The sequence below is a fragment of the Paenibacillus sp. JT22N15 genome (assembly GCF_059383755.1).
Genome location: NZ_JBXENV010000014.1, coordinates 158,345 through 171,517, shown reverse-complemented (window position 1 = coordinate 171,517; position 13,173 = coordinate 158,345). Strand labels below are relative to the sequence as shown.

General features: G+C 46.3%; 5 protein-coding genes. All 5 read left to right on the top strand.

Annotated elements, in window-relative coordinates; translation table 11 throughout:
- The first annotated feature begins 6 nt into the window (after window positions 1-6).
- The 5 genes from AC50X8_RS25115 (at window position 7) to AC50X8_RS25095 (ending at window position 13,164) form a co-directional block, all read left to right on the top strand.
- On the top strand, window positions 7-903 hold the full coding sequence (locus AC50X8_RS25115) for a carbohydrate ABC transporter permease (RefSeq protein WP_056033197.1): 897 nt from the start codon (window positions 7-9) through the stop codon (window positions 901-903).
- 107 nt (window positions 904-1,010) lie between these two features.
- Window positions 1,011-2,642 carry an ABC transporter substrate-binding protein gene (locus tag AC50X8_RS25110; protein WP_494882172.1) on the top strand — a complete coding sequence of 544 codons (1,632 nt, stop codon included), beginning with the start codon at window positions 1,011-1,013 and terminating at the stop codon, window positions 2,640-2,642.
- Window positions 2,643-2,662: 20 nt separating this feature from the next.
- Window positions 2,663-5,131: a PfkB family carbohydrate kinase gene (locus AC50X8_RS25105; RefSeq protein WP_494862814.1), complete on the top strand. Its 2,469-nt coding sequence runs from the start codon at window positions 2,663-2,665 to the stop codon at window positions 5,129-5,131.
- Complete coding sequence (locus AC50X8_RS25100) at window positions 5,128-7,413, top strand: GH32 C-terminal domain-containing protein (RefSeq protein WP_494862812.1); 2,286 nt, start codon at window positions 5,128-5,130, stop codon at window positions 7,411-7,413. The genes AC50X8_RS25105 and AC50X8_RS25100 overlap by 4 nt, the downstream gene beginning before the upstream one ends.
- Window positions 7,414-7,521: 108 nt before the next feature.
- Window positions 7,522-13,164 (top strand): S-layer homology domain-containing protein, encoded by a 5,643-nt coding sequence (locus AC50X8_RS25095; RefSeq protein ID WP_494882170.1) that lies wholly within the window; start codon window positions 7,522-7,524, stop codon window positions 13,162-13,164.
- Window positions 13,165-13,173 lie beyond the last annotated feature (9 nt).

The following is a 13,173-nucleotide window of genomic DNA, read 5'->3' as shown; positions in this document are numbered from 1 at the left end:
TTCATTTTGAATCAATTATTGAAGAGAAAGAGCACAGGGGATGCATGGTTTGACTTAGTCAACTACTTCTTGTTAACCATCATCATGCTGCTCGTATTATTTCCGTTGTACTTTGTGCTGATAGCATCATTCAGTGACCCCAATTATATATACTCAGGTGAAGTTTGGTTGTTTCCGAAAGGCTTTACGTTAGATGGATACGAACGAATTTTCAATGATTCATCTATATGGATTGGGTATGCCAACTCAATTTTATACGCGACACTTGGAACATTTATTGGAGTCGCCGTGACTGTTTGTGCAGCCTACCCTTTAGCACGCAAAAATCTGGCAGGTAAGTCTGTGATTATGTGGTTTTTGTTGGTTACCATGTTTTTTAGCGGAGGACTGATTCCAACCTATTTGCTGATTAAGGATCTTCACATGCTAAATACAATATGGGCACTCGTGATTCCCGGAGCGGGCGGTGTATTCAATGTTATTATCGTGAGGACTTTTTTTCAGTCGTCCATACCGGATGAAATGTGGGAAGCCGCATCTATTGACGGATGTTCCAACACCAGATTTTTTTGGAGCATCGTTCTGCCTTTGTCCAAATCGATCCTAGCCGTAATGGTGCTGTATCATGTCGTTGGTTTCTGGAATGGTTTTTTTGACTCCTTGATCTACCTTAGCGATGAAAGCAAATACCCGCTGCAATTGGTGCTTCGCAACATTCTTGTTCAGAATCAGGTTAACTCCGGCATGATGATAGATGTTGAATCTTACGCGGCGAAGATGCGCGTCACAGAACTAATCAAATACGGTGTTATTATTGTATCCAGTCTGCCACTGTTGATTTTGTATCCATTCCTGCAAAAGTACTTTGTTAAAGGCGTGATGATCGGATCAATCAAGGGGTGATGTGGACGTAATGCTTGAAAGGGGGGATGTACAAGCAGTATTCAGATGAAGCATGTAAGAAAGTGATTTTCAGCATGTTGGATGACAACTAAGGGAGGTTATGTACAATGAAATCTTTATTTAAAAATGTGGGGATTCTTGTGTTGGCCGGAGCGTTTGTGGTTAGTGGATGTTCGGGAAACAGTAACGGATCAAAGAATCAGGCAGAAAATACAAATCTAGAAGCCAATTTCAATAAAACCGGTCTTCCGATTGTTCAAGAAGCAGTATCGTTGAGAATGGTGTCCCCGAAAGCTGCCTTGGCTCCGAAATACTCGGAGATGGAAATTTTCAAGCGGCTGGAAGAGCAAACAAACGTAAAGATAGAATGGGAAAACATCCCTGATACTGATTTTGCTGAAAAGAAAAATTTGTTATTGGCAAGCGGAGATCTGCCGGATGCATTTTACGGAGCTGGATTCACCGATTACGAGCTGATCAATTACGGTAAAGACGGAACCATTATTCCACTGGAAGATTTGATTGATCAATATGCGCCAAATTTGAAAGCGCTTCTTGATGGCCGACCCGACATCAGATCATCGATTACAGCACCGGATGGACATATTTATGGGCTGCCATCATTCGAAGAGAATAATCTCGGAACCAACCCCTTTTTCCATGTCATCAATAAAAAATGGCTAGATAAGCTGGGTCTAGAAGTGCCACAAACACTGGATGAATATACGGAAGCTCTGCTTGCCTTTAAAACAAAGGATCCAAATGGTAATGGTAAGCAAGATGAAATCCCGTTGAGTTTCATGCATATGCAGTGGTGCATGGATATTGCCGGAATTTTTGGAGCATTTGGTCTTCCTGATAATATGGAGCATCGAGTAGTCAGAGATGGAAAAGTTATTTTTACTGCTACTCAGCCTGAATATAAGGAAGCCCTGAATTACTTCCATGAAAAATGGTATAAGCAGGGTCTGATTGACCCCGAATCTTTCACGCAAGATGCGGCACAGTATCTGGCAAAAGGAAAAACGACAGATGAGACACTTGGATCTTATATCTGGTGGGAAATTGAAGAGGTTGTAGGAACTGAACGTGGTAAGGATTATGTTCTACTATCTCCACTTAAAGGACCAAATGGGGATCAAACAATCGGACGCGGCAATGGCGGTGGTCCAGGGCGTGGGGCCTTTGTGATTACAAAAGAGAACAGTAATCCGGAAATCACGATGCGTTGGATCGATGAACAGTATGAACCGTACATGGCTGCTCAGATTCATTGGGGTCCACTAGATATTGTATACAAGAAAGACGAAAATGGTAAATTGGTGAACCTGCCGCTTCCTGAGGGAGCTTCTGCAGGTGAATTCCGTCAAAAAGTTGCTCCAGGCGCAGGCGGACCTGGCGTCATTACCATACAGGACTTGGGGAAAGTTGTTGATCTGGAACCACGAGCTCAACAGCGTGTTGAAGATTTAAAGCAATATTACGATCCATACATGGAAAAGGAAAACTATCCGAGTATTTTCTTTGAACCAGACGAACTGGACAAAATCAACAAGATCGAGCCTGAATTGATTAAGTATGTAAATACCCAAAGGGGAAAATTCATTGTTAATGGCGGCGCGGATGAGGAGTGGGAAAGCTATGTGAAAACACTGGAAAAGATGGGCCTAAACGAATTAATGGAGATTTATCAAAACGGACTGGATCGCTATAACGCAAATCTAAAAATAAATAAATAGATGACAGGTGGGGAGAAACTGTGCTTGATGTTATTACTATTGGAGAAGCATTGATTGACTTTACTCCAGCAGGCCATACAACTGGGGGGAACGAGCAGTTTGAATGCAATCCAGGAGGTGCTCCGGCTAACGTAGCCGTTGTGCTATCCCGATTAGGAGCCAGAACTGCATTGATTAGCAAGGTTGGGGAGGACCAATTCGGTTCCCTGCTGCACAACACACTGCTAAGTAGTGGTGTTGATGTGTCTGAAGTTTCATTCACAAATGAAGCGAGTACAACGCTTGCCTTTGTCCATCTGGATGATAAGGGAGACAGATCGTTCAGCTTCTTCCGAAAGCCGGGAGCAGATACCTTCTTACACTCGAAGGATGTCCCGCTCGATCGGATTGAAACCTGCCAAGCCCTGCATTTTGGCTCATTGTCCATGACCCATGAACCGGCCCGTACCGCAACCAGGACGGCAGTTCTCAGAGCCAAGGAAGCAGGAGTGTTGCTCTCGTTCGATCCGAATATCCGGTTTGCTTTATGGGAGAGCAAGGAGGAAGCAAAACATAATATCCTTTGGGGTATGAAGTACGCCGATATCTTGAAAATATCGGAAGAAGAGCTCTTTTTTATAACTGGGACTAGCGATATGGAACAGGGCTCGCTAGAGTTGCAACAACAATTCGGTATCGTGTTGGTCGTCGTCACTTTAGCGGAACAAGGCTGTTATTACCGGTTGGCTGGTCAGGATGGATATGTGTCTGGATTTCAGGTGAATGCCATCGACACAACAGGAGCTGGCGATGCTTTTCTGGGCTGCTTGTTATATAAGATCCTGGAAGGCGGAAGTTCATTGGAAGATCTAACCAAACAGCAAATCATTAGCATGCTGACTTTTGCTAATGCCGGCGGCGCGTTAGTAACAACACGAAAGGGGGCTCTTGGGTCCATGCCGACGACAGATGAGATTAATCAGATGATAGAGTCCAGCAAACCGTACAATGAAGAGCGTTTCAGACCGGGGTATCATTTTTCACCACCCTCCAATTGGGCGAATGATCCAAACGGATTAGTCTATTATGAGGGAAGCTATCATTTATTCTATCAATATCATCCTTACAGTAATAAATGGGGGCCGATGCATTGGGGCCATGCTATAAGTGAAGACCTGGTTCACTGGGAGCACGCACCTGTTGCTCTATTCCCGGATGAGCATGGAGCGATATTTTCTGGCTGCTGTGTAGTGGATTGGAATAATAGCAGCGGCTTATTTAAAGATTCCCATGGACTCGTTGCAATCTTTACGCATGCGGATATCCATCCGGAGACGAGACAGCCACGCCAGCGCCAGAGCCTGGCTTACAGCAGTGATAAAGGCCAAACCTGGCACAAGTATGACGGGAATCCAGTGCTTGTCGAGGATAATTTGATAGACTTCCGTGACCCGAAGGTGTTCTGGCATGCGCAAAGTGAGCGGTGGATTATGACTATTGTTGCGGGAGACCACGCCCGGTTCTATGCATCCGATAATTTGCGTGAATGGTCACTGACGGGTGAATTCGGCAGAGAAGAAGGCTCACATGATGGTGTTTGGGAATGCCCGGATCTGTTTGAGTTGCCGGTGGATGACACCGGACGTTCCAAATGGGTACTGATCATAAGCATCGGAGACAATCCCAATTGTCCGGAAGGTTCGCGTACACAATATTTTGTTGGAGAGTTCGACGGAAATACCTTCATTAATGATAATCCGGCTGATCATATCATGTGGCTGGATTATGGCAGAGACAACTATGCAGGAGTTACCTGGTCAGATATCCCTGAGCAGGACGGACGCCGTGTGATCATTGGTTGGATGAGCAACTGGAAGTATGCCAATGAGACGCCTACCGGTTCCTGGAGAGGAGCAATGACCCTGCCGCGCACCTTGTCACTCACCAGCAAGGATGGCAGTATAGTGCTGACCCAAATGCCTGTCAGGGAAATCGGGCAGCTACGCAAAGAATCCATGAGCTGGAATGATATCACAGTTACGCCAGTGACCTCTTTTATGCAGAAGTCGAATAATGATCTGCTAGAGATTGAAGCGGAGATGGATTTCCGGTTAGGGGACGAAGTGCGTTTCCATCTGAAATCCTCTGGACAGAGCGAGATTGTTATCGGGTACGACTCTGCTATGGAGTGGCTGTTCACCGACCGCTCGAAATCAGGTGAGACCAATTTCCACCCGGCGTTTGCATGCCAGCACGGAGCCAGCCTGGCTGCGGTAAATGGACAGCTGAAGTTGCATATCTGGTTGGACCGCAATGCGGTAGAAGTGTACGCGGATAATGGTTTGGTTGTGCTGACCGATCAGATTTTCCCTGATGCACCGATAGAGAATATTGAGGTAAGCGCAAAATCAGGACAGGTTGTCCTCAAATCGCTTCAAATCCATTCGCTTAAATCTATTCATGCTTCAGATGAAAGCACAGAGGTGATATTAGGGAGGAATGATGTATGAGCAATACAACGGATAACCGGGGATTAATTATGCATTGGGCGTTTGATGAAGGAACCGGGGCAAGCACTTTGGAGAGCGTATCGAAATCCATAAATAATATCCAGTACGTATTTAACCAAGCGGAGTTTACCGAACCATCTACTCCGCCGTGGAGACACGGGGTTAAAGGAAGCGGGCTCCTGTTCGATGGCTACTCATCATACATTGCCCATTGCGTTCATAGGGAAGAGCGTAATGGCGAACCGGAATACCTCTCGGCTCTCAGTATCGGAGTATGGGTTGCCCCGCGAACCCATGAATGGGGTCATGAAGGCAAGCTGGCTGCCATCGTGAACCGCCACAATAGGGATAACAAACAGGGGTATCTACTTGGCATGTTCCGCCACGGGTCATGGTCCTTTCAAGTAGGGCTGGAAGGAGGAGAGTGGAAGGAAATCTGGTCGCCGGATGGCTACGAATTGCCAAAGAATGATTGGTCCTACGTGAGCGCTGTGTTCAATGGGCACGAGGGTGAAATCAAGCTGTATTTGAATGGCAGAGAAATCGCTTCGGAAGCTTTACCTCGCGATTCGCGTATAACTGAGGCAGTAGGCACAGATTTATTCATCGCTAAAAATAATCATAGTAGCAAGCTGGCAAAAGTATTCAGCCTTCATATGTTTAGCGGCATCATTGATGAACTTAAAATCTACAGCCGGGTACTGAGTGCGGAAGAGGTGGCCACTTCTTATCAAGAAGTGCTGGATTTAGAACATGGAGGCGTCCATCCACAATTACAATATGATGATATCAAGCTGGATCGTACCCTTTTGCTAACAGATCGGCACAGACCACAGTATCATGTTAGCCCGCCGGCTCATTGGATGAACGAACCTCACGCACCGATCTACTTTGAGGGGCAATACCACTTGTTCTATCAACATAATCCTCAAGGGCCCTACTTTCATCATATTCATTGGGGACATTGGGTGAGTGAGGATATGGTGCATTGGCGTGATCTACCTATTGCTCTAGCGCCTGAGAAGGATCAGCTTGCACCGGATGGAATATGGTCTGGGAGCGCGACTTATGATGCTGATAGCCTTCCTGTCTTGTTTTTTACAGCAGGTAATGATAGTGCCTCACCAAATCAAAGCGTCGCGCTTGCTAGAAGCACCTACTCCGAAGACAAAGATATTGATTTGGTCCGATGGGTCAAACATCCCGAGCCGCTTATTGTACAAAAAAATGGAATGGGGGTATTCGGAGATTTCCGTGACCCGTTTGTATGGAAGGATGAGGACGGCTGGTATGCCCTGGTTGGTTCGGGTTCCGGAATTGAAGGGGAGGGCGGAGCAGCGCTGGCATTTGTATCAGAAGATATGTTGAATTGGACATACAAAGGATCTTTCTATCAAGCAGATATTCGTAAATTCCCTTATCTTGGTCCTATATGGGAATTGCCTGTCCTTCTCCCTCTTGGAACTGACAAGCAGGGAGATTACAAGCATCTTCTGCTGGTCAGCCCTGTTGGAGCAGGGGCAGATGTAGAGGTCTTCTACTGGATCGGACAGCTGGACAAAGACAATCTATCGTTCAAACCCGATCAAGAGGAACCTCAATTAATTGATGTCGGCGATTTCCATTTTACAGGTCCAAGTGGAATGGTTGATCCTGTGACGGGCAGAAAAATTATTTTTACTATTGCTCAAGGTGACCGTACATCTGAATTGGAGTATCAATCGGGCTGGGCCCATAACGGCGGCCTGCCGATAAGTGTGTATTTGAGAGAGGATGGGCGCTTGGGTATCGAGCCGATTGAGGAGCTACAATCGCTGCGCGACAAGAAGAGGCTATCGCTCAGGGACAAGTCATTAAGTGAAGCAAATAGCCTTCTCAAGGATGTTCAAGGAGACATGCTTGAGATTCAATTAGAGCTGGAGCCTGGTAGTGCCAAACAACTTGGAATCAAAATCCGGCGATCGCCGGATGGAGAGGAAGAAACGCTGCTGTATTATGACATAAATGAATCCATGCTCTTCGCTGACCGGACCAAAACGACACTGCATTCCGGTGAGAAATGTAAAGGAGTACAAGGAGGTAAGCTGGAGCTGTCAGGGGAGAATCTTAAGCTGCATATTTATCTGGACCGCTCTATGGTTGAAACTTACGCCAACGGCTTGAAAAGTCTGACGACCCGGGTATATCCGAGCCGTAAGGATGCCTTGGGTCTTGAGCTCTGGGGAGATGGTGAACCGCTGGTAAAATCGATGGAAATATGGAATATGCATTCTATATGGTAATGTGAGCGCCTTGGCGCTCCTTACCCTATAAATGCGGGCAATACTCAAGCAAAAAAACCTTGTTGGAAGCGTTTTATTTTACAATTTAATAACATAGGAGGCTTATTCGTGATAGACAAACAAAGAAGCAAATCATGGATCTCCAATTTGATTATAGGGGTTTTGTTTCTTCAGCTAGTGACTCCGGGGATTACGGCCTCAGCCGCAGCAGAAACAGATACTTCTGCTCCAATGGTGGATATGGGATCGTCTGTTACAGATGCGGTCAATCAGAGTCCAAGTAGTAGTTTGAGAACATCTGTCACGGATACGGTCTATCAAATTCAGAACCCAGGGTTTGAAACTGGGGACATGTCAGGCTGGACAGTTATTAGAGGTCAAGCCTTCGGTCAGAACAGCGTATCGGAAGAGGGTACTTGGTGGTCGGAACAAATTCCTTATAACCAAGAGGGGAATTATCATTTAAACGGCTGGAAATATAATGAGGCTGAGACAGGTGTGCTCCGTTCTAGCACTTTCGAGCTGGGAGGCAGCGGTTGGATCAGCTTTAAGCTTGGCGGTGCAAAAAATCCTGACAAGGCATATGTAAATATCGTGGAAGCAGATACGGGCCAAGTGATTGCCAGGTATGGCAATAGCGTATTCGCTGACGTAGGCTTTCCGAATCCCGCTCAGGGTATGCGGCTTGCCAATATGGAGCAGTATAAGGCAAATCTATCCGATTATTTAGGCAAGAAGCTGTACGTAGAGATTGTAGATAATGCAACCTCAGACTGGGGATTGATTTTTGCAGATGCATTCTTTATGTATCATGAATCCGAGCCTGCCGAGGGCATCATTGCCAAGGATATCAAGCCAGATTTCACGCGCTACCGGATAGACAATCCAAGCTTTGAAACTGGGGATTTGACCGGATGGACCGTTGTAGAAGGCGAAGCATTCGGGCCAAACAGCGTTTCCGATGAAACTACCTGGTGGGATGAACAAATCCCGTACAACCAGGAAGGCGCTTATCATTTAAATGGCTGGAAGTATCCCGAAGCTGCAACTGGCGTGCTTCGTTCCAGTACCTTTGAATTGGGGGGAACTGGATGGATTACTTTCAGACTAGGCGGCGGCAAGCATATGGATCAAGTATATGTGAGCGTCATCGAAGCGGACACTGGCGAATTGATTGCCAGGTACGGAAATACAGAGTTTAACGAGTCGGGTTTCCCAGAACCGGCACAGGGCTTGAGACTTGCGAATATGGAGCAATATAAAGCCGATCTCTCCAAGCATATCGGAAAAAAACTGTATCTTGAAGTCGTTGATCATGCAGCTTCGGATTGGGGAGTGATCTTTGCGGATGCCTTCAACACCTTCAATGAACTCGTACCAGAAGATGGAATCATGGTGGATAACATTATCCCGACCGAAATCGCAAACCGCAGTTTTGAAAACGGAAACTTCGAGGGCTGGACGATTGATGGTGATGCTTTTCAAGTGACTGATGAAGCCGGGGCTGGCAAAGAAGGCAGCTTTTTTGCCAAGTCCATCTTGGAAGAAGTCGGCTCTATAATCTCCAGTACCTTCATGCTTCAGGGAACCGGAACGATTACCTTCACCGTTTTAGGCATCGACAATCCAGAAGATGCTTACGTCGCGCTATATGATGCCAGCACTAATGCGCTACTTGAGAAGACCGGGGATGTCAGTGCGAATGAGAAGATTTCCTGGAAAATGCAGAAACACTACAATAAGAAGTTTTATATCAAGGTTGTCGATCAATCCAGTCAAGCCCGTATTTCCGTGGATGCTTTTCAAGCCAATAATACGGGCACTATTTTTTACATGAATCTTGATGAAGGCGCAGGGAAAAAGGCGCTTGAGGAAGTAAGCGGTCTAGAGCATGATGTGAACTATGTATTTAACAACGCCAGATATATGGACTCCAAAGATCCAAGATGGACTCCGCGCGGAGTAAAAGGCGGCGCATTGCTGTTTGACGGCTACTCGAATGATATTGAGGTCAATGCTAAGGATACCATTCCAGTAGGCGATGCGTTAACGATTGAAGCCTGGGTTGCTCCACGCAGCTATGAATGGGGAGACGGCAACAAGCTGTCTGCAATTGTAAATCAGTCCGACCAGGATAAGGCGGAAGGCTTCGCGCTTGGCATGTACCGGCACGGCAGTTGGTCGATGCAGGTCGGTATTGGTGGACAGTGGATTCAGGTATGGGTTAATGATCATCCACTTGAGAAATACATGTGGAATTACGTGGCGGCTACGTTCGATAAAAGGGATGGAGTCATTAAATTATATTTAAACGGTCAGGAAGTAGCATCCCAAGCAACTCCTGTCAACGTTCCGATAACACCTTCTGCGGAAAGCCTGATTATCGGGAAAAATAATAAACCCGTAGAGCTGGCAGGCCTGTTCTCGTACAATATGTTCAGTGGACTCATCGATGAAGTGAAACTGCAGAATAAAGCACTCACAGATCAAGAGATCCTTGCTGAATATGAGAGTGTAAAGACGCTTCACGGCGGCACGGTTCCGGAAATTCCCAATGGGGATATTGATGAGGACCCCAGTGTGTTCGACGGTGATCAGCACCGTCCGCAGTACCATGCGATGCCTCCACAAAACTGGATGAATGAAGCGCATGCACCGATTTATTATAACGGCAAATATCATTTGTTTTATCAGCATAACCCGCAAGGTCCATACTGGCATCAAATCCACTGGGGACATTGGGTGAGCGACGATATGGTGCATTGGGAAAATGTGAGACCTGCTCTTGCGCCTGAAGCGGGTACCCTTGACCCGGATGGTGCATGGTCAGGCAGTGCAGCATATGACCGCGACGGCAATCCTGTTCTGTTTTACACCGCTGGTAATGACTCGCTGTCTCCGAACCAAAGAACAGGGATAGCAACTCCGGCTGATTTATCGGACACTAATTTAGAAAAATGGGATAAATATCCTGAACCGGTTACAGAACAAAATGGAAACGGTATTCACAATGAATTCAGGGACCCGTTTGTATGGTATGACCAAGAGACGGATAAGTGGTATCAGTTAGTAACATCCGGTCTTCAAGACTTCAGCAGCGGCACAGCTTTGGTGTATGTATCCGACGATATGTACAACTGGGAGTATAAGGGGCCTTTATACGTCAGTGACAGAAGCCTATATCCGGAGCTTGGGACGGTGTGGGAACTGCCGGTACTACTACCGTTAGGAAAGGATAGCACGGGCAAGCAAAAGCATATCTTCATAGTCAATCCTCATGAAAAGCCGGAGCATGTTCCTCCGGCAAACGATGTGCAAAGAGATGTTGAAGTGTTTTACTGGATTGGCACCTGGGACCGGGATAACTTTAAATTTATACCCGATCAGGAGGCGCCTTCCAAAATGGATGTGGGTGACGGTTATTTAACCGCAGAGAGCGGTATGGTTACCCCAGACGGAAGAACGGTTATTTATTCCATGGTGCAGAATGTAAGAACACCGCAGGCTGAATATCAAGCTGGATGGGCCCATAATTTGGCACTGCCGGTTTCACTAAGCTTGGATGAGCAAGATAAATTGCGAATAGAGCCGATTCAAGAATTACAGGGGCTACGAGATGCTAAATTGGTTGATTTTGCAGATAAAAATTTGCAGGCTGCCAATCAATTGATCCAAAATGTCAAAGGGGACATGCTGGAGATCGTGATGGAAATTGATCCGGGCGAAGCTCAAAAATTCGGTCTTAAGGTACGGCGATCCGATAATGGCCAAGAAGAAACAATGATTTACTATGACAAGATGAACGGGACCTTCAATGTAGACCGGACCAAGAGCAGCATTGATCCAGATGTTCGTGTGGATGGCATCCAAGGCGGATATGTGGATCTGAACGGAGAGAACCTGAAGTTGCATATCTTCTTGGATCGCTCCGTTATCGAAGCTTTTGCCAATTACAAGAAAAAATTGACCACACGCGTCTATGTAGGAAGATACGATTCCTTGGGCTTACAGGTATGGGCCGACAAAGATATTACGGTCAAGTCGATGGAAGTATGGAATATGAATGCTTTGACGGGTGAACAAGCAGTTCCGGTCGATGTACCTGATAACTGGGACAATTCCGTGTACACCGATACTACGGAGCTACCTAACCATGATTTTGCTACAGGGGACTTAACAGGCTGGATTTCAGAAGGAGACGCTTTCCAGGATGTCCATGTGACCGATGCTCAGTTTTTCTGGGACACGATCTACTTCAATCCGTCGCATAAAATTCCGGGCGGCTATCATTTGTGGGGCTTCAACGAGGAAGCTGGGGGTGACAGCTTAACGGGAACGCTGAAATCGCAGAATTTCTTCCTTGGCGGGAACGGCAAGATCAACTTCCTGGTCAGCGGCGGGAATGATATTGATAAGCTGTATGTTGCGTTGGTTCGAGTCTCGGACGGCAAAGAACTGTTTAAAGAGACTGCTACAAATTATGAGGAGTACCAACGTAAGACTTGGGATGCGTCGCAATATATCGGCCAGGAGCTTTACATCAAGGTAGTTGACCAATCCACAGGCGGTTTCGGACATATTAATGTCGATGATTTCAATGTACCGGTTAAGGTGGAGAATCCGGTTAATCCAACCCCTCCTCCAAGTCAGCCTATAATTTCGGTAAACAAACCGGAGAATCAGAGCAACTTGTCATTTGAGATAGCAAAGGGGGAGCGGCAGGTGCTGTTTCCAACCACCATACCGGCAAATGACGGGAAAAATGCTTTAAAGGTTACAAACACAGATGTGGAAATCGAAATCCCCGCAGCCGTATTAAAGGAATTACAGGCGTTGGTCACGGACAGCGAGCTTGCACATGCAAAAATCTCTTTTGAAATGGAACCTTTGTCTTCCGAGCAGAGCAAGGAACTACTTGCTCGGGCAGGACAGAAAAACCACGCAGACATCTCTGCAACCGGGGAGATTTATGAATTTAAATTATCTATCGTGAAGGCCGACGGTACCGCGCTTACGCTTAATAAATTCTCTACATTCGTCACAATCAGGATGAGTGCGAAGGCGAATTCGCTCCAGCACCTGACAGGCATTTATTCCATCGCCGATGAAGGGAACCTGGAGTATAGGGGCGGAAGCTATTCAAGGGATAAATGGACTTCAAAAGTGAATCATTTCAGTAAATTTGGCGTCCTTATCTATGACAAGTCATTTGAAGATGTTGATGCATCGTATTGGGCCCATGAGGTGATTCAAAAGATGGCTGCCAAACAATTTGTCTTTGGTGTAAGCGATACGGCATTTGCACCAAAACAAAACGTGACACGGGCTGAGTTTGCTTCCTTGATCGCTCGTGCACTCGGAATAACACCGGCTCACTCAGTCATATTCAAGGATGTGGAACCAACGAAATGGTACGCTGCTTCAATAGCTGCAACATATGAAGCGGGAATTGTCACCGGAAGAAGCATAAACACCTTTGCACCGGAGCAAAGCATAAGCCGTGAAGAAATGGCGGCTATGCTTTACAAAGCATATCTATTCCATACAAAACAGAGCAACGCCGTTAATCGCTTAAGTAATTTTAAGGATGCCGGTACAATCAGCAATTGGGCTGCAAATTCTGTTGCTGCCCTACAGGAGCTTGGATTAATCAGCGGCCGCGGGAACCAATTATTTATGCCGCATGAAAAAGTAAGCCGTGCAGAAAGTGCACAAGTCACATCACTGTTGCTTGAAAAAGTCAATCAATAACTGCTAAAG